The organism is Pseudomonas sp. KH_017, from assembly GCF_057840285.1.
This window is the reverse complement of record NZ_CM174509.1, coordinates 2,965,673-2,983,347: the sequence shown is the minus strand read 5'-3', so window position 1 is coordinate 2,983,347 and position 17,675 is coordinate 2,965,673. Positions and strand designations below refer to the sequence as shown.

Annotated in this window: 16 protein-coding genes; 14 read left to right on the top strand and 2 right to left on the bottom strand. The window is 62.4% G+C overall.

Annotation, left to right across the window (positions count from 1 at the left end):
* The first annotated feature begins 53 nt into the window (after positions 1-53).
* The 5 genes from AC3IT6_RS13600 (at position 54) to AC3IT6_RS13580 (ending at position 4,163) form a co-directional block, all read left to right on the top strand.
* Positions 54-1,079: an alpha/beta fold hydrolase gene (locus tag AC3IT6_RS13600; protein WP_489356203.1), complete on the top strand. Its 1,026-nt coding sequence runs from the start codon at positions 54-56 to the stop codon at positions 1,077-1,079.
* A 12-nt stretch (positions 1,080-1,091) separates the two neighbouring features.
* The gene (locus AC3IT6_RS13595) at positions 1,092-2,045 is read left to right on the top strand and encodes a D-2-hydroxyacid dehydrogenase family protein (RefSeq protein WP_489356201.1); all 954 of its coding nucleotides are present in this window, start codon (positions 1,092-1,094) and stop codon (positions 2,043-2,045) included.
* Positions 2,046-2,310: 265 nt separating this feature from the next.
* A complete protein-coding gene (locus AC3IT6_RS13590; protein ID WP_489356199.1) occupies positions 2,311-2,853 on the top strand; it encodes a tetratricopeptide repeat protein in 543 nt (180 codons plus the stop codon).
* Positions 2,854-2,919: 66 nt separating this feature from the next.
* Positions 2,920-3,402 carry an RNA polymerase sigma factor gene (locus AC3IT6_RS13585; protein WP_489356547.1) on the top strand — a complete coding sequence of 161 codons (483 nt, stop codon included), beginning with the start codon at positions 2,920-2,922 and terminating at the stop codon, positions 3,400-3,402.
* Positions 3,402-4,163 (top strand): anti-sigma factor, encoded by a 762-nt coding sequence (locus tag AC3IT6_RS13580; protein ID WP_489356197.1) that lies wholly within the window; start codon positions 3,402-3,404, stop codon positions 4,161-4,163. Before AC3IT6_RS13585 ends, AC3IT6_RS13580 begins: the two co-directional genes overlap by 1 nt.
* A gap of 47 nt (positions 4,164-4,210) precedes the next feature.
* Here AC3IT6_RS13580 and AC3IT6_RS13575 read toward each other — a convergent pair whose 3' ends face one another.
* A complete protein-coding gene (locus AC3IT6_RS13575) occupies positions 4,211-5,512 on the bottom strand; it encodes an ATP-binding protein (protein WP_489356195.1) in 1,302 nt (433 codons plus the stop codon).
* Between the two features lie 4 nt (positions 5,513-5,516).
* Positions 5,517-6,218 (bottom strand): response regulator, encoded by a 702-nt coding sequence (locus tag AC3IT6_RS13570; RefSeq protein ID WP_489356193.1) that lies wholly within the window; start codon positions 6,216-6,218, stop codon positions 5,517-5,519.
* A 293-nt stretch (positions 6,219-6,511) separates the two neighbouring features.
* Here AC3IT6_RS13570 and AC3IT6_RS13565 point away from each other — a divergent pair, with 293 nt between their 5' ends.
* From AC3IT6_RS13565 to AC3IT6_RS13525, 9 genes are all read left to right on the top strand, one after another.
* Positions 6,512-7,669, top strand: coding sequence for an efflux RND transporter periplasmic adaptor subunit (locus AC3IT6_RS13565; RefSeq protein ID WP_489356191.1), 1,158 nt, complete (start codon positions 6,512-6,514; stop codon positions 7,667-7,669).
* Positions 7,670-7,684: 15 nt separating this feature from the next.
* Positions 7,685-10,783: a multidrug efflux RND transporter permease subunit gene (locus tag AC3IT6_RS13560; RefSeq protein ID WP_489356189.1), complete on the top strand. Its 3,099-nt coding sequence runs from the start codon at positions 7,685-7,687 to the stop codon at positions 10,781-10,783.
* Positions 10,784-10,966: 183 nt separating this feature from the next.
* Complete coding sequence (locus AC3IT6_RS13555; protein WP_489356187.1) at positions 10,967-11,608, top strand: DUF1345 domain-containing protein; 642 nt, start codon at positions 10,967-10,969, stop codon at positions 11,606-11,608.
* Between the two features lie 76 nt (positions 11,609-11,684).
* Positions 11,685-12,524 (top strand): AraC family transcriptional regulator, encoded by an 840-nt coding sequence (locus AC3IT6_RS13550; protein ID WP_489356185.1) that lies wholly within the window; start codon positions 11,685-11,687, stop codon positions 12,522-12,524.
* A 51-nt stretch (positions 12,525-12,575) separates the two neighbouring features.
* Positions 12,576-13,184: a LysE family translocator gene (locus AC3IT6_RS13545; protein ID WP_489356183.1), complete on the top strand. Its 609-nt coding sequence runs from the start codon at positions 12,576-12,578 to the stop codon at positions 13,182-13,184.
* 140 nt (positions 13,185-13,324) lie between these two features.
* Positions 13,325-14,350: a LacI family DNA-binding transcriptional regulator gene (locus tag AC3IT6_RS13540; RefSeq protein WP_489356181.1), complete on the top strand. Its 1,026-nt coding sequence runs from the start codon at positions 13,325-13,327 to the stop codon at positions 14,348-14,350.
* Between the two features lie 150 nt (positions 14,351-14,500).
* Positions 14,501-15,283 (top strand): sugar phosphate isomerase/epimerase family protein, encoded by a 783-nt coding sequence (locus AC3IT6_RS13535; protein WP_489356179.1) that lies wholly within the window; start codon positions 14,501-14,503, stop codon positions 15,281-15,283.
* Positions 15,276-16,262 (top strand): sugar kinase, encoded by a 987-nt coding sequence (locus tag AC3IT6_RS13530; protein WP_489356177.1) that lies wholly within the window; start codon positions 15,276-15,278, stop codon positions 16,260-16,262. Before AC3IT6_RS13535 ends, AC3IT6_RS13530 begins: the two co-directional genes overlap by 8 nt.
* A gap of 103 nt (positions 16,263-16,365) precedes the next feature.
* On the top strand, positions 16,366-17,664 hold the full coding sequence (locus AC3IT6_RS13525; protein ID WP_095053644.1) for an MFS transporter: 1,299 nt from the start codon (positions 16,366-16,368) through the stop codon (positions 17,662-17,664).
* The last annotated feature ends 11 nt before the right edge of the window (positions 17,665-17,675 follow it).

The window sequence follows — 17,675 nt, the reverse complement described above, 5'->3', positions numbered from 1 at the left end:
GCCGCCCTAATCGAGCCGATCCAGCATCGGCGGATTTTCCATGGAGCTCTCCCATGTCGCGCCCCTTTTCCCGCTGGTTACCTGGCCTGCTGTTGACCGCCGCCCTGCCCGTCATCGCCCACGCCGAAGGACCGGAATACGGCCCCGAACTGCAAGGTTTCGACTACCCCTACACCCTCAAGCACTTCGCCTTTGAATCCCAGGGCCAATCCCTGCAAATGGGTTACATGGATGTCGCTGCCCACGGCAAGGCCAATGGTCGCAGCGTGGTGCTGATGCACGGCAAGAATTTCTGCGGTGCCACTTGGGAAAACTCGATCAAAGCCCTCAGCGACGCCGGCTATCGGGTCATCGCCCCGGACCAGATCGGCTTCTGCACCTCCAGCAAACCGGCGCACCATCAGTACAGTTTCCAGCAACTGGCGACGAACACCCAGCAATTGCTCAAGGCCCTGGGCATCCAGCAAGCCACTCTGCTGGGGCATTCCACCGGCGGCATGCTCGCCACTCGCTATGCCTTGTTATACCCCGAGCAGGTCGAACAACTGGCGCTGGTCAACCCCATCGGCCTGGAAGACTGGAAAGCCCTCGGCGTGCCCTACCGCACGGTTGACCAATGGTACGAACGCGAACTCAAACTCAGTGCCGACGGTATCCGCAACTACGAACGCAGCACCTATTACGGCGGCCGCTGGAAGCCGGAATTCGATCGCTGGGTAGACATGCTCGCCGGCCTGAACAAAGGCCCGGGGCATACGCAAGTCGCGTGGAACTCGGCGCTGATCTACGACATGATCTTCACTCAACCGGTGTACTACGAATTCCACAACCTGAAGATGCCGACCCTGCTGTTGATCGGTACGTCCGACACCACCGCCATCGGCAGTGACATCGCCTCCCCCGAGATCAAGGCGAAGCTCGGGCACTACGACGTCCTTGGCAAGCAAGTGGCCAGGCTGATTCCCCAGTCCACGCTGGTCGAATTCCCTGGCATGGGCCACGCGCCGCAAATGGAAGAACCGGCACAATTCCACCAGGCCCTGCTCGCCTGGCTGAACAAGACCAACCCCGTGCGTTAAAGAGGAAAGACGATGCCTGTGCAGATTGCGGTGCTTGATGATTGGCAGGATGTGGCGCGGGACGTGGTGGACTGGTCGGCGCTGGACTGCGTCGGCCAGGTGAGTTTTCTCCATGACTACCCCTCCGATACCCCATCCCTGGCCGAGCGTCTGGCCGGGTTCGAGGTGATCTGTGTAATGCGCGAGCGCACCCGTTTCGATGAAGACCTGCTGCGCCGCCTGCCGAAGCTCAAACTGCTGGTGACCGGCGGCATGCGCAACGCCGCTCTGGACCTGAAAGCCGCCGCCGCGCTGGGCATTCAGGTTGGCGGCACCGACAGCTACAAACACGCCGCGCCGGAACTGACCTGGGCGCTGATCATGGCCGCGACCCGTAACCTGGTGGTCGAAGCCAATGCCCTGCGTGCCGGCCAATGGCAACAAGGCCTGGGTGGCGACTTGCATGGCAAGACGCTGGCCATCCTCGGTCTGGGCAGCATCGGCCAGCGAGTCGCGCAGTTCGGTCAGGTGTTCGGCATGCGCGTCATCGCCTGGAGTGAAAACCTCACCGCCGAACGTGCGGCGCAGGTCGGTGTGACCTGTGTCAGCAAGCAGGAACTGTTCGAACAGGCCGACGTGCTGTCGGTGCACCTGGTGCTCAGCGAGCGCAGCCGGGGCCTGGTGGACGCGCAAGCCCTTGGCTGGATGAAACCCACGGCATTGCTGGTGAACACCGCTCGCGGCCCCATTGTCGATGAAGCGGCGCTGATCAAGGCGCTGCAGAAACAACGGCTGGCCGGTGCCGCACTGGACGTCTTCGAGCAGGAACCGCTGCCCGCCCACCATCCGTTCCGGACCCTGGACAATGTACTGGCGACGCCCCATGTCGGGTACGTTAGCCAACAGAACTACCAACTGTTTTTCTCGCAAATGATCGAGGACATTCAGGCCTGGTTCGCGGGCGCTCCGATTCGCTTGCTGGGTTGATACTCCAATGTGGGAGCGAGCCTGCTCGCGATAGCGGTGTATCAGCCGACATTAATGTTGATTGACCCACCGCCTTCGCGAGCAAGCCCGCTCCCACAGGGATCTTCGGCGCGCACAATGCTGCGTTATGAGCTTTCCTTGAAAAACACCGCCAGGACGCAACGAATAATTGTTCATGCTGCGGTGTTCTCATCACATCAATCATGCGCTGCATCTGGCAGGGCGCGACCTGATCCGAAACCCATGAAACTGTGGAGCAACGCCCATGAAGATTCGCTTTGCTGTTTCGATGCCCCCTCTGTTGCTGAGCGTTGCGTTGTCCGGCTCCCTCGCCCTGGCCAACGGAGGTGGCGGGGACGACGACGCGCCCATCAGGCCCAACTGCCCCAAAGGTCAGGTGTTCGACAGCAAATCCAAGCGTTGCGTCAGGCAGACCAGCAGCCTGGTGCCGGACGAAGACCGCACCAACTATGCCTATCGACTGGCCAAGGACGGGCGTTACGAAGAAGCCCTGGCCCTGCTCGACACGCTGAAACAGCCGAACACGGCAAAAGCGTTGAACTATCGCGGCTACGCCACGCGTAAACTGGGACGTACCGACGAAGGCATCGGCTATTACCTGCAATCGGTGAAACTCGACCCGCAATATGCGCAGGTCCGTGAATACCTCGGCGAAGCCTATGTGATCAAAGGCCGGCTGGATCTTGCACAGGAGCAACTGCGGCAGATCGAATCCATCTGTGGCAGCACTCAATGCGAGGAGTATCAGGATCTGGCCGAAGCCATCAATGGCTCATCGAAAACCTGACAACCCGAGCGGACGGAGGTCGCCATCGCCAGCGATCAGGCAATACGAACGGAACTGAACCAGCATCTGGCGCGTTTATGGCGCTACGGCCTGCTGCTGTCCCGGCAACGACATGTCGCCGATGACCTGGTGCAAGCCACTTGCGTGCGGGCGCTGGAACGGGCCGGGCAATACGTGGCGGGGACGCGCATGGACCACTGGCTGCTGAGTATTCTGCATTCGATCTGGCTCAACGAAGTCCGCGCCCGGCGGGTGCGCCAGGGTCAGGGCTGCGTGGACGCCGATCAGGCCTTGTCGTTCGATGGTGAGTCCGTGGCCCAGACCCACGTGTTGGCGGCGCAGGTCATCCGCCGCGTCGATGCGTTGCCCGAGACCCAGCGCGAAACGGTGTTTCTCGCCTACGTCGAAGGCTTGTCCTACCGCGAAGTCGCTGAAGTACTGCAAGTGCCCATCGGCACGGTCATGAGTCGCCTGGCCGCCGCGCGGGCGAAACTGGCTGAATACCCACCGTTGCACACGGTGCCCAACCCCTACCGGGGAGAACATTGATGAACGCGATACTCTCGGACGAACAACTGGTGGCTTACCTCGACAACCAACTCGATACCGAGCAGCGCGCGCGTATCGACGCGGCCATCATCGCCGACCCGATGCTCGGCCTGCGCCTGCAATGGCTGGATCGCAGCAGCCTGCCGTTCAAGGACGCCTACGATGAACTGGCCCGGCAGGCGCCGGTAGATCGCCTGCAAGCCATGCTCGCCACGCTGCCCTCACCTGCCCGCCCCGCGCTCAGCCGACGCTGGTTCCTTGCGGCCGCGGCCGGACTGCTGGCCGGCGGCGTGCTGGCGGACCGTTTGTTCCTCGGCTGGCAAGCGAGCCGGCAGACACACAACTGGCGCGGCCTGGTGGCCGATTATATGACGCTCTACGTGCCGGAAACCCTGGATCATTTACCCGCCGATGAAGCCGCCCAACGGGCACAACTGCGCACCATCGATGCGCGTCTGGGCCTCAACCTCGCGCCAGCAAAACTGAGCCTGCCCCGTGCCGAGTTCAAGCGTGCGCAAATCCTCGAGTACGACGGCGCGCCCATCGCCCAGATCACCTACCTCGATCCGGCGCACGGCCCCATGGCGCTGTGCATCACCCGCTCCAACAGCGGCAGCCGCCAATTCGCCCGGGAGCAGCGGCGCGAGCTGAACATCGTGTATTGGGCTGACATGGAACACGCCTGGATGCTGATCGGGCATCAATCGATGGCGGATCTGGAGGCGATGGCGAAGCTGTTGCGCAGTCGCCTGAGCACCTGAGAAACCCTGGCTCAACGCAGGCGCTGCGGCAGCGCCTGCGCAGCGCATCAGGCCGAAGCCGGCAACCACAAGCGAAACCGTGCTCCGCCCAGCGGCGAGGCTTCCACCGTCAACGTGCCGCCCTGGGCCTCCAGTGCGCGGCGGCTGATCGCCAGCCCCAGGCCGAAACCACCCGTGGCGCGGTCGCGGCTACGGTCGAGGCGGTAGAAGGGTTCGAAGATCCGCTCGCGTTCGTCGTCCGGAATGCCGATGCCGTCATCGTCGACCCAGATTTCACAGCCGCCGGAATAGACCTGCACCCCGATCTGAATACGCTTCTCGCAGTAGCGCATGGCGTTGCGCAGCAGATTTTGCAAGGCGCGGGCGGTGAGGCGCGGGTCCAGGCTGAAGCGTTCTAACTGGCCGTGGAGCAGCACGTCGATAACGATTTCCGGGGATTCCATTTCCTCGTCGACGCTGCCAAGAATACTGTCGATGAATTCATCCAGCGACACTTCGACCTGCTCCGGTAGCCGCGCCGGGTTTTGCAGGCGACTGTAGGACAGCAACTCCAGCACCAATTCATCGAGCTCCCGAATGTGCGCCACCAGGCTTTGCAGGCGCTCGCGGCTGGCCGCCGGCAAGTCGTCGGACAGCGCCAGCGCCAGGCCGAAATCCAGGCGCGTCAGCGGCGTGCGCAACTCGTGGGACACCGCATTGAGCAAGTCCCGCTGCTGGTTGAGCAGGTTCTCGATGTCGCCGGCCATGGTGTCGAACACACTGGCCAGGCTGCCGATGTTGGAACTCGGGGAGATTTGCGTGCGCTCGCCCAAGTGGCCCTTGCCAAAGCGTTCGGCGGCGCCCTTGAGACGCTCCAGATCACGCCAGTGCGGGCGCAGCCACAGCAACAGGCACGCGAGCATGGTCGCGCCGATCAGGACGTTGATGCTCCAGTACAACAGGTTGACGTCCAGCGGATCCGGTGGCACGACCATTTGCACCACGGTGCGCTCGTTCAGCGGCGCGACCGCCAGCGTGCGCCAGCCCCAGTCGCCCACGCGCACGACGTTCTCGCCGCGGCGCAAGCGCTGCTGTTCATCAGGGGTCAGGCTGCTGTCGTCATTGCTGCTGAGCATGATGTGCAGAGGAGAGAAGTCCTTGTCCATTTCAGCGGCCAGGGTCGGCCACTGTTCGGCCGGGACCCCGTGGAACTGTTTGACGATCAGCGTTTGCAGCCCTCGCGAGTAATCGAGGTTGTAGGTGACAAAGCGCTCCTGGAACACCTTGACCACCAGATCCGGCACCAGGTAAATCGCGGCGCTGAACGAGACGATGGTCACCAGGTACAAACGAAAGAGGATTCTGAACATCGGCTCAGCATTCCCACTCGGAGCGGCTGAACAGGTAACCCTTGCCCCACACGGTCTTGATCTTGCGCGCCTCGCCGGCGTGGTCGTCGAACTTGCGCCGCAGCTTGGAAATCGCCACGTCCACCGAACGGTCGGTGCCATTGAATTCGATGCCGCGCAGGCGTTGCAGGATCTGGTCGCGGCTCAACACTTCGCCGGCATGCCGGGCCAGCACCACCAGCAGGTTGTACTCACCGCTGGACAGTTCCACCAATTGCTCGCGCCAGGTCACGGTGCGTTCGGACAAATCGATGCACAGGTTGCCCATCAGAATGCGGTCTTTGGCGGTCTGCGGCTCGCTGAGGCTGCTGCGGCGCAACAAGGTCCGCACCCGCGCCAGCAGCACCCGCGGCTCGCAGGGTTTGGTGACGTAGTCGTCGGCACCCATTTCCAGGCCCAGGACCTGGTCGTGGCTGTCGTCGCGGGCGGTGAGCATCAGGATCGGCAAGGTCGCCGAATCGGCGCGCAGCAGGCGACAGACTTGCAAGCCGTCGAGGCCGGGCAGCATCAGGTCGAGGATCACCAGGTCCGGCGGATTGAGCCGCGCACGTTCGCGCACATGGTCACCGCGACCGATCACGCTGACGGAATAACCGTTGCGTTCCAGGTAGCTGGCAATCAGTTCGGCGAGGGCGGTGTCGTCTTCGACCAGGAGGATGTTGGGCATGGGGTGTTTCCAGAAAGTGCTTTGGCGTCTGTTCCGGCCTCTTCGCGGGCAAGCCCGCTCCCACAGGGATTTGAGGTGAACACAAATGATATGAACACCACCGACCACTGTGGGAGCGGGCTTGCCCGCGAAAGCGATCTGTCAGGCGCAATAGAAATCAAGGACTGAAGGATATACGCCCTGACGCACACCTGAGTAAAACCCTTACACAATTTCACACAGCACCAACAAAACTTCACCGCTACCCTCGCCGTCGCCCAGTAGGATGCTGGGGGTCTTTATTGGGGTAATACATGTCGAAGAATCTGCTTGCCAGGCTCAGCCTGATTGCACTGGCGTTGACGCTGGGCGCGTGTGACAAGTCCTCGAACGCCGAGGAACAGGCGCCGCTGGCCACGGTTCGCATCGAAACCATCGAAGCGCGGCCACTGACCATCAGCAGCGAACTGAGCGGGCGGATTGCCGCACCGCGCATGGCCGAAGTGCGTGCCCGCGTGGCGGGCGTGGTCTTGCAGCGCACCTTCCGTGAAGGCAGTGACGTGAAACAGGGCGATGTGTTGTTCCGCATCGACCCGGCGCCATTCAAGGCTGACCTGGACAGCGCCGAAGCGGCGTTGCGCAAGGCCGAAGCCAACGCGTTCCAGGCCAGGTTGCAGGAACAGCGCTACGCCCGGTTGATCGACGACAAGGCCATCAGCGGCCAGGACTACGACAACGCCCGGGCCAACGCCCGGCAGACCGCCGCCGACGTCGCCGGCAACAAGGCTGCGGTGGAACGCGCCCGCTTGAACCTCGGTTACGCCACCGTCACCGCGCCGATTTCCGGGCGTATCGGTCGCGCGCTGGTCACCGAAGGCGCGCTGGTCGGGCAGAACGAAACCACGCCGCTGGCGCTGATTCAGCAACTGAACCCGATTCATGCCGACCTGACCCAGTCCACCCGCGAACTCAACGAACTGCGCCGCGCCTTCCGTTCCGGCCAGTTGCAGCAGGTCGGCCAGGACCAGGCCAAGGCCACGCTGATTCAGGATGACGGCAGCCTCTACCCGCTGCCGGGCAAGATGCTGTTCAGCGACATCACCGTCGACCCGGGCACCGGCCAGATCATCCTGCGCAGTGAGTTCCCCAACCCCGACCTCGACTTGCTGCCCGGCAGTTTCGTGCGCGTACGCCTGGAACAAGCGGTCAACCAGCAGGGTATCAGCGTGCCGCAACGGGCCATCCAGCGCGACAGCGCCGGCATCGCCCAGGTGCTGCTGCTCGACGCCGAACAGCGAGTCGGGCAGCAACCGGTCGAACTGGGCGCTGTGCAGAACGATCGCTGGATCGTCACCGGCGGCCTGAAAGCCGGCGACCGCATCGTCATCGAGGGCCTGCAGCACGCCCGCCCCGGCGAGAAAGTGCAGATCGACGACACCCCTCTTCCCCTTGCCCAGGTAACTGGTCAGTAAGCAGGACGCTTTTTTATGCCGCAGTTCTTTATCGACCGCCCGGTGTTCGCCTGGGTGGTTGCCCTGTTCATCCTGCTGGCCGGTGCGCTGGCCATTCCGCAACTGCCGGTGGCGCAATACCCGGATGTTGCGCCGCCACAAATCGAAATCTACGCCGTGTACCCGGGCGCTTCGGCGCAAACCGTGGACGAGAGCGTGGTCAGCCTGATCGAGGAAGAGCTCAACGGCGCCGATCACCTGTTGTATTTCGAATCCCAGAGCAGCCTGGGCAGCGCCACCGTCAAGGCCACTTTCCAGCCGGGCACCAACCCGGAACTGGCCCAGGTGGATGTGCAGAACCGCCTGAAAGCCGTGGAGTCACGCTTGCCGCAAGCAGTCATCCAGCAAGGTTTGCAGGTGGAGAAAGTCTCCTCCGGCTTCTTGCTGCTGATCACCCTGACGTCCAGCGACGGCAAGCTCGACGACGTGGCGCTCAGCGATTACCTGGCGCGCAACGTGATGAACGAGGTCAAGCGTCTGGACGGCGTCGGCAAGGCGCAGCTGTACGGTGCCGAACGGGCGATGCGGATCTGGATCGACCCGCAGAAACTGCTCGCCTTCAACCTGACGCCGGCGGACGTCAACACCGCCATCGTCGCGCAAAACGCCCAGGTGTCGGCGGGCAGCATCGGCGATCTGCCGACCCGCACCACCCAGGAAATCACCGCAACCATTCTGGTCAAAGGGCAGTTGTCGACCCCCGAAGAGTTTGCCGACATCGTCCTCAAGGCCAATCCAGACGGCTCGACCGTGCGCATCAGCGATGTGGCGCGGGTCGAGATCGGTAGCCAGGAATACCAGTTTTCCACGCGACTGAACGGCAAACCGTCCACCGCCGTCGCCGTGCAACTGTCGCCCGGTGCCAACGCGCTGAATACCGCGACCCTGGTGCGGGCGAAGATGGACGAACTCAAGCGCTATTTCCCGGCGAACGTCGAGTACTCGATCCCGTACGACACCTCGCCTTTCGTCAAGGTCTCGATCACCAAGGTGGTCTACACCCTCTTTGAGGCGATGCTGCTGGTGTTCGCGGTGATGTTCCTGTTCCTGCAGAACATCCGCTACACGCTGATTCCGACCCTGGTGGTGCCGGTGGCGTTGATGGGCACCTTTGCGACGATGCTGGCGCTGGGATTTTCGATCAACGTGCTGACCATGTTCGGCATGGTGCTGGCCATCGGCATTCTGGTGGACGACGCCATCGTGGTGGTGGAAAACGTCGAGCGCATCATGGCCACCGAGGGCCTGTCGCCCAAGGAAGCCACGCGCAAGGCCATGCAGCAGATCACCGGGGCCATCATCGGCATCACCCTGGTGCTGGTCGCGGTGTTCATTCCGATGGCGTTCATGCAGGGCTCGGTCGGGGTGATTTACCAGCAGTTCTCGCTGTCGATGGCCACCTCGATCCTGTTCTCGGCCTTCCTCGCCCTGACCTTGACCCCGGCCCTGTGCGCGACGTTGCTCAAACCGATTGCCAAAGGCGAGCACCATGAAAAGTCCGGATTCTTCGGCTGGTTCAACCGTCGCTTCGAGCAACTGACCGACCGTTATCAGGGCTGGGTTGCCTATGCGTTGAAACGTACCGGGCGCTACCTGCTGATCTACGGCGTGCTGCTGATCGGTCTGGGCCTGGCCTTCAGTCGCCTGCCCTCCTCGTTCCTGCCGGTGGAAGACCAGGGTTACACCATCACCGACATCCAGTTGCCGCCGGGTGCGAGCAAGAATCGCACGGTGCAGGTGGCCGAGCAGGTTGAAGCACACAACGCCGGGGAACCGGGCATACGCGACAGCGTGGTGATTCTGGGTTTCAGCTTCTCCGGCAGCGGGCAGAATGCGGCGCTGGCGTTCAGCACGCTAAAAGACTGGTCCGAGCGCGGCAGCGAAGATTCGGCCGCTTCCATTGCCGACCGGGCCAACGTCGCCCTCAGCCAGATCAAGGATGCGGTGACCTTTGCCGTGCTGCCGCCGCCCGTGGATGGCCTGGGTACGTCCAGCGGATTCGAGTTCCGCCTGCAGGATCGCGGTGGTCTCGGCCATGAGCGGTTGATGGAGGCCCGCACCGAGTTACTCGCGGCGGCCGAAAAAAGCCCGATCCTGATGAACGTGCGCGAAAGCGCCCTGGCCGAGGCACCGCAGGTACAACTGGTGGTCGACCGCAAGCAGGCCAACGCGCTGGGTGTGTCCTTTGCCGACGTCGGCAACGTGCTGTCCACGGCCGTGGGCTCGGCCTACATCAACGACTTCCCCAATCAGGGGCGGATGCAGCGCGTCGTGGTGCAGGCCGAAGGCGATCAACGCAGTCAAGTGGCTGACCTGCTGAAGATTCACGTGCGCAACACCCAAGAAAAAATGGTGCCCTTGTCGGCCTTTGTGCAGGCCAAATGGACTCAGGGCCCGGCGCAGTTGACCCGCTACAACGGCTACCCGGCGATCAGCATTTCCGGTGAACCGACCCCGGGCCACAGCACCGGTGAGGCCATGGCCGAGATCGAGCGGCTGGTGGCGCAAGGCCCGGCGGGCCTGGGCCAGGAATGGACCGGGTTGTCGTTGCAGGAACGTTTGTCCGGCAGTCAGGCGCCGATCCTGCTTGGGCTGTCGCTGCTGATCGTGTTCCTGTGCCTGGCGGCGTTGTACGAGAGCTGGTCGATCCCGACCTCGGTGCTGCTGGTGGTGCCGCTGGGTGTGCTCGGCGCGGTGCTGGCCGTGACCTTGCGCGGGATGCCCAACGACGTGTTCTTCAAGGTCGGGCTGATCACCATCATCGGCCTGTCGGCGAAGAACGCGATCCTGATCATCGAGTTCGCCAAGAGCCTGTACGACGAAGGCCACGACCTGATCGACGCCACCCTGCAAGCGGCACGCCTGCGGTTGCGGCCGATTGTCATGACCTCCCTGGCGTTCATCCTTGGCGTGGTGCCGCTGGCGATCGCGACCGGCGCCAGTTCGGCGAGCCAACAGGCCATCGGCACCGGGGTGATCGGCGGGATGATCACGGCGACCTTGGCGGTGCTGTTCGTGCCGGTGTTTTTTGTGGTGGTGATGAAGCTGGTGCGCAAGCGACATAAAAACACCTGATCAACACCACTGTCCCAATGTGGGAGCGGGCTTGCTCGCGAAAGCGATTTTCCAGCCAACATCAACGTTGAATGTTAAGCAGCCTTCGCGAGCAAGCCCGCTCCCACAAGGGGATATCAGTGATTTCAAGATTGGGGTCACCTGGGCTAAGGTGATTGCAAAGCCCCGAACCATTGAGCCTCCATGTCCTTCCTGCCTCGCACCCACCCTCGCCTGTCCGCCGCCATCCTGCTGGGCATCGCGGTAGGCATTCTGGTTCCGGCCGATTCGCCGATCGGCAAGATCCTCATCGGCTGGAATGCCGGCGTCTGGATCTACCTGCTGCTGATGCTCTGGCTCACCGTGCGTTCGAAAGCGACTGACGTGAAACGCATCGCCGAAATCGAAGACGAAAACGCCGGGCTGGTGCTGGCGCTGGTGTGCATTGCGGCACTGGCCAGCCTAGCGACGATCACCTTCGAACTGGCCGGCAGCAAAGACCTGGAAACCACGCGCAAACTGATGCATTACGGCTTCACCGCCCTGACCGTCATCGGTTCATGGTTGCTGATCGGGGTCATCTTCAGCCTGCATTACGCCCGGCTGTATTACATCTGGGACGGCAAGGAGCCGGCACTGCGTTTTGCCGAAGGGCTGACGACCCCCGACTACTGGGACTTCCTGTACTTCTCGTTCACCATCGGCGTGGCGGTGCAAACCTCGGATGTCGGCGTCGCCACCCAGGGCATGCGCAAAATCGTGCTGGCGCAGTCGTTGATCGGTTTTCTGTTCAACACCGCCATTCTCGGGTTCTCGATCAATATTGCCGCAGGACTGTTCGGCTGATGACTGCACAAACGTTCTAGGCATAGCCCTCGGTGCGGGCGTTAAATAGTTCGGCAATCCGTCCCACAGGTGCAGCATGACGTCTCACAACTGGATCGACCTGGCCCAGGATGCCGACACCGGCATCGAGACCCTGCGTGCGCATTTCGAAGGCCACGCCTACGACCCGCATTGGCATGACAGCTATCTGGTGGGCGTCACCGAGCAAGGGGTCCAGCAATTCAATTGCCGACGGACCAGGCACCAGAGCACGCCGGGCAAGGTGTTTCTGCTCGAACCCGGTGACATCCATGACGGTGAAGCGCCGACCGCCGACGGTTTCACCTACCGCATGCTGTACCTCGACCCGCAGTGGTTGCAGCGCGAACTCAGCGCCGTGTTCGATCATGCCCCCGACAACAGCCAGCTGAGCTTCGCCGCCACCCTGGCCAGCGATGCGCGCCTGGCCCAGGCCACCAGCCTGGCGTTTGAAACCCTGCATCGCAGTGAACTGAAGATCGTCCGCCAGACCGCCCTCGACGGTTTGCTCGAACGCCTGACCAGCCACTTGCACTGGCGCGCCCGCGATGGCCAGGACCCGCGTCTGCCGCGGGTGGCGCAGAAAGCCCGGGAATACCTGCATGCCAACGTGCAATACGACATCGGCCTCGATCAACTGGCAGCCGTCACCGGCGTCGACCGCTTCCGCCTGACCCGCGCGTTCAAGGCTGCCTATGGCATGGCACCCCACGCGTATCTGGTGCAACTCCGCCTGGCAACCGCCCGGCGCCTGCTGGCCCGTGGCGAACAACCAGCGGCGGTGGCGATGGCGCTGGGCTTTGCCGACCAGAGCCATCTGGGGCGCTGGTTCATGCGCGCCTACGGCCTGACGCCGGCGCTGTACCGCAAGCGCTGCTCAAATCTTCCAGACAGATAAGCCCGGGATTGTGAAGATCGACTTCACTGATCTCACCGGAGTTAGCCCGCGATGCTGCCCTCGTTCCCGACGTTACTGCCTTTCCTGCTGTTTGCCTTTGTGGCTTCGATCACCCCCGGCCCGACCAATATTCTGGTTCTGAGTAACAGTGCTCGATACGGGTGGGTCGCGGCTGTGCCGATCATCGTCGGCGCCTGTGCCAGCGCTGCGACCCTTGTGTTACTGGTGGGCACGGGCATCGGTTCATCACTGACCACATGGCCCGCCGTGCAAAGCGTCATGCAATGGGCCGGCGTGGCGTGGCTGAGTTATCTGGCCTGGCAGATTTTCAGTGCCCCGGCGACGGCCATTGCCGCCCGCAACAGCGAAGCGCGCCTCGGATGGATGGGCGCCGCCAGCCTGCAACTGGTCAATCCGAAAACCTGGATGATGGCGCTGGCGGTGGTCAGCGTATTCGCCGGGGGTGGTGAGCATCGCGCAGTGCAGGTGGTGTACTTGTCGCTGGTGTTTTTTCTGGTTTCCCTGCCATGTCTCGCGGTCTGGGCGATGCTCGGTGCCGGTTCAAGCCGCTGGTTGCGCTCACCCCGTGCCATGCAACGCTTCAATCGCTGCATGGCGCTATTGCTGCTGGGTTCGGCCTGGTTGAGTGTGCTGGCCTGACGGCCACTAGTCGGTCATTGTTCGACAATCAACCATTAGGGGCTTGACGGCGAATTGGCTTTTGGTGTCTTCTGAAACCGGTTTCAGTGCTATCTCACGAAGCACTCGACCTTATAAATCCAATAAGAAGGTTTCAGACCGTGAATGATTTCTCCGCCGCCCAGCGCAGCCGCGTGACCATGCTCGACGTGGCCGAACACGCCAAGGTCTCCAAGGCCAGCGTTTCGCGGTTCATTGGCGATGATCGCGCCCTGCTCTCCGATGCCATTGCCCAGCGCATCGAACAGGCAATTGCCGAACTCGGCTATCGCCCGAACCAGATGGCCCGCGGCCTGAAACGCGGGCGCACCCGCCTGATCGGCATGCTGGTGGCCGATATCCGCAACCCTTATTCGATTGCCGTGATGCACGGGGTGGAAACCGCCTGCCGTCTGCACGGCTATAGCCTGGTGGTGTGCAACACCGACCGCGACGACGAGCAAGAGCGCCAGCACCTGGCCCTGCTGCGCTCGTACAACATCGAAGGCCTGATCGTGAACACCCTCGGTCATCATCGTGACGAATTGCACGAACTGCACCGGGAAATGCCCCTGGTACTGGTGGATCGCAAGGTGGAGCACCTTGAAAGCGATATGGTCGGGCTGAACAACCCGCAGGCCATCGACATGGCCCTTGACCACCTTGAAGAGCGCGGTTATTGCGATGTATTGCTGGTGACCGAGCCGTTTGATGGCACCAGTTCGCGGATCGAGCGGGTCAGCAGCTTCAAGGCGCAAATCGAGCAACGCCCGGCGCTTCGCGGCACGCACATCGAAACCGGCAGCGAACTGACCGCACAACTGAAAACCTTCTTCGACACGCCTGGCCCCGGCCCGAAGGCGCTGTTTTGCGCGAACGGGATTGCGGCGCTAGCCAGCACCCATGCGTTGCGTGAACTCAAGTGCAACCTGTTCGATGACGTGGGCTTGATCGCCCTCGATGACCTGGATTGGTACCCGTTGGTGGGCAGCGGCATTACCGCCCTCGCGCAGCCGACCACCGAGATGGGTGCCAGTGCGTTTGATTGTCTGCTCAAGCGGTTGCGCGGGGATGACGGGGCGGTGCGGACGCTGGATTTTTCGGCGCGGTTAATTGTTAGAGGGTCGACCCTTGGAAATTCTCGGTGAATGTTCCGGCCTCTTCGCGGGCAAGCCCGCTCCCACAGTGGATTTGCGAATACAGGCCCATCGTGGGAGCGAGCCTGCTCGCGAAGAGCCCCCAGTAGCGTTGATATTTTTTTGAACAAAAATGAAACCGGTTTCAGAGGTAGAAAAACAATGAAAAAACCAGCCGTTTCCATCAGCCTTTCCAGCTACGGCGCCGACCTCGTGCGTCAACGCGGCCAGGGCAGCTTCATCGAGGTTCTCGCCGCCGCCGGCGCCACGCGCATTGAGTGGCGCGAAGAATTACTGACCATCGAGGACCCCGCTCAACTGGCCGATGCCACTCAAGCAGAAGGCCTGCAGAGCGTGTATTCGTCGCCCATGGAGCTATGGCTGGCCGGGCAATCCAAACCCAATCCCGAACTGATCACGGCCCTGCAACGTGCCCAGGCGTTCGGCGCCAAATGGCTGAAGGTGTCGCTGGGCTATTTCACCGACAACAGCGATCTGCAAACCCTCGCCCGTGTGCTGGGCGAAAGCGCCGTGCAGTTGCTGGTGGAAAACGACCAGACCCTGCACGGCGGCCGCATTGAACCCTTCCAGCGTTTTTTCGCGGAAGTCGAGCAGCACAAGCTGCCGATCAAGATGACCTTCGATATCGGCAATTGGCACTGGCAGGACCAGTCCGCCGCCAGCGCCGCGCGCTTGCTCGGGCGTCACGTCGGTTATGTGCACTGCAAAGCGGTGACCCGCCGCGCCGACGGCAAACTGGTGGCCATCCCACCCGCTGCCAGCGATTTTCAACAGTGGGAACACCTGCTGCGGCACATGGCCCACGGCGTTATGCGAGCCGCGGAATATCCGCTGCAAGGCGATGACCTGGTGCAACTGACCACCGAGCACGTCGCTGCCCTCGCCCACCTCGGCCAATCGCAGCTGGAGAGTGTTCATGTCTGAGATCGATATTCTGTCCTTCGGCGAGACCATGGCGATGTTCGTCGCCGAACAGGCGGGTGACCTGGCCAGCGTCGGCGCTTTCCACAAACGCATTGCCGGGGCTGACAGCAACGTCGCCATTGGCCTTTCCCGACTGGGCTTCAACGTGGCATGGCTGAGCCGTGTCGGTGCCGATTCGTTGGGCCGGTTCGTGGTCGACACCCTGGAAAAACAAGGCCTGGATTGCCGCCACGTCGACATCGACACCGCCCACCCGACCGGTTTTCAGCTCAAGTCACGCACCGATGATGGCAGCGATCCGGTGGTCGAGTACTTCCGCCGTGGTTCGGCGGCCAGCCACCTGTCGCCGCACTCGATCGTGCCCGAATTGCTCAAGGCTCGACACCTGCACGCCACCGGCATTCCCCCGGCGCTGTCGGAGTCGGCGCGGCAGATGTCGTTCGAGTTGATGACCCGCATGCGCGAGGCCGGGCGCAGTGTGTCCTTCGACCCGAACCTGCGCCCGAGCCTGTGGGCCAGCGAACGACAAATGATCACCGAGATCAACCGCCTCGCCGCCCTCGCCCATTGGGTGCTGCCAGGGTTGAGCGAAGGTCGCTTGTTGACCGGCTTCGAAGACCCGGCCGACATCGCCGCCTTCTACCTTGACCAGGGCGCCGAAGCCGTGGCGATCAAGCTTGGCCCACACGGGGCTTACTACCGCACACATGTTGATCAGGGTTTCGTGGCTGGCGTACCGGTGCAAACGGTGGTCGATACGGTGGGTGCCGGCGATGGTTTTGCCGTCGGCATGATCAGCGCGCTGTTGGAAAACCAAAGCGTTGTCGAGGCCGTGAAACGCGCCAACTGGATTGGCAGCCGGGCGGTGCAGAGCCGGGGGGATATGGAGGGGTTGCCGACCCGATCCGAAATGGTCAGCGAATTTGAGGCCGCCATCGCGAGCAAGCTCGCTCCCACAGGGGATATGTGTCGAACCTAGATCCCTTGTGGGAGCGGGCTTGCTCGCGAAGAGGCCCGTGCAGTCACTGAAGATTCAAACCGTTACCTGCTGCGACAAAAACAACAAGCTCAGGAGCACCACCATGAAAACCGCAACGCTCGCCACCCGCCGCTGGTGGTACATCATGCCCATCGTGTTCATCACCTATAGCCTGGCGTATCTGGATCGCGCCAACTATGGGTTCGCCGCCGCGTCCGGCATGGCGGCAGACCTGATGATCACACCAGGCCTGTCGTCGATGCTCGGCGCGCTGTTCTTCCTCGGCTACTTTTTCTTCCAGGTACCCGGCGCGATCTACGCGCAGAAACACAGTGTGAAGAAGCTGATTTTCGTCAGCCTGATCCTCTGGGGCAGCCTGGCGACGTTGACCGGGATTGTCTCCAATGCCTACTGGCTGATCGTCATCCGCTTCATGCTCGGCGTGGTCGAAGCCGCAGTGATGCCGGCGATGCTGATCTACCTGTGCCACTGGTTCACCCGCGCCGAACGCTCGCGGGCCAACACCTTCCTGATCCTTGGCAACCCGGTGACCATGCTCTGGATGTCGGTGGTCTCGGGCTATCTGGTGCAGCATTACAGCTGGCGCTGGATGTTCATCGTCGAAGGTTTGCCAGCGGTGTTGTGGGCATTCATCTGGTGGCGCCTGGCCGATGATCGTCCATCACAAGCCAAGTGGCTCAACGATCAGGAAAAACAGGACCTGGAAAGCGCACTGGCCGCCGAACAGGTAGGCATCAAGGCCGTAAAGAACTACGCCGAAGCGTTCCGCTCACCCAAAGTGATCATCCTGGCCCTGCAGTTTTTCTGCTGGAGCATTGGCGTGTACGGCTTCGTGTTGTGGCTGCCGTCGATCCTCAAGGCCGGCGCGCAGATGGACATGGTCCAGGCCGGCTGGCTGTCGGCGCTGCCGTACCTGGCGGCGGTGATCGGCATGCTGCTGGTGTCCTGGGGTTCGGACAAACTGCAAAAACGTAAACGTTTCGTCTGGCCGCCACTGCTGATTGCCTCGATTGCCTTCTATGGCTCCTACGCCTTGGGTGCCGAACACTTCTGGTGGTCCTACACCCTGCTGGTGATTGCCGGCGCCTGCATGTACGCGCCTTACGGACCGTTCTTCGCAATCATTCCGGAGATCCTCCCGGCCAACGTCGCGGGCGGCGCCATGGCGCTGATCAACAGCATGGGCGCCCTCGGTTCCTTTGGTGGTTCCTATCTGGTCGGCTACCTGAACAGTTCCACCGGCTCGCCCGGCGCCTCGTACCTGTTGATGAGCGGCGCGCTGATGTTCTCGGTGTTGCTGACCATTTGCCTCAAGCCCGGCGCCAGCGATCGGGAGCGACCCACGGCCACAGTAACGCGCACCGCCACGGCACATTCCTGAATTGAAGTTGA

Bases quoted from the DNA above. Each gene is read 5' to 3' on its own strand.
- AC3IT6_RS13600 (WP_489356203.1), top strand. From the start codon at position 54: ATGTCGCGCCCCTTTTCCCGCTGGTTACCTGGCCTGCTGTTGACCGCC.
- AC3IT6_RS13595 (WP_489356201.1), top strand. From the start codon at position 1,092: ATGCCTGTGCAGATTGCGGTGCTTGATGATTGGCAGGATGTGGCGCGG.
- AC3IT6_RS13590 (WP_489356199.1), top strand. From the start codon at position 2,311: ATGAAGATTCGCTTTGCTGTTTCGATGCCCCCTCTGTTGCTGAGCGTT.
- AC3IT6_RS13580 (WP_489356197.1), top strand. From the start codon at position 3,402: ATGAACGCGATACTCTCGGACGAACAACTGGTGGCTTACCTCGACAAC.
- AC3IT6_RS13575 (WP_489356195.1), bottom strand. From the start codon at position 5,512: ATGTTCAGAATCCTCTTTCGTTTGTACCTGGTGACCATCGTCTCGTTC.
- AC3IT6_RS13570 (WP_489356193.1), bottom strand. From the start codon at position 6,218: ATGCCCAACATCCTCCTGGTCGAAGACGACACCGCCCTCGCCGAACTG.
- AC3IT6_RS13565 (WP_489356191.1), top strand. From the start codon at position 6,512: ATGTCGAAGAATCTGCTTGCCAGGCTCAGCCTGATTGCACTGGCGTTG.
- AC3IT6_RS13560 (WP_489356189.1), top strand. From the start codon at position 7,685: ATGCCGCAGTTCTTTATCGACCGCCCGGTGTTCGCCTGGGTGGTTGCC.
- AC3IT6_RS13555 (WP_489356187.1), top strand. From the start codon at position 10,967: ATGTCCTTCCTGCCTCGCACCCACCCTCGCCTGTCCGCCGCCATCCTG.
- AC3IT6_RS13550 (WP_489356185.1), top strand. From the start codon at position 11,685: ATGACGTCTCACAACTGGATCGACCTGGCCCAGGATGCCGACACCGGC.
- AC3IT6_RS13545 (WP_489356183.1), top strand. From the start codon at position 12,576: ATGCTGCCCTCGTTCCCGACGTTACTGCCTTTCCTGCTGTTTGCCTTT.
- AC3IT6_RS13535 (WP_489356179.1), top strand. From the start codon at position 14,501: ATGAAAAAACCAGCCGTTTCCATCAGCCTTTCCAGCTACGGCGCCGAC.
- AC3IT6_RS13530 (WP_489356177.1), top strand. From the start codon at position 15,276: ATGTCTGAGATCGATATTCTGTCCTTCGGCGAGACCATGGCGATGTTC.
- AC3IT6_RS13525 (WP_095053644.1), top strand. From the start codon at position 16,366: ATGAAAACCGCAACGCTCGCCACCCGCCGCTGGTGGTACATCATGCCC.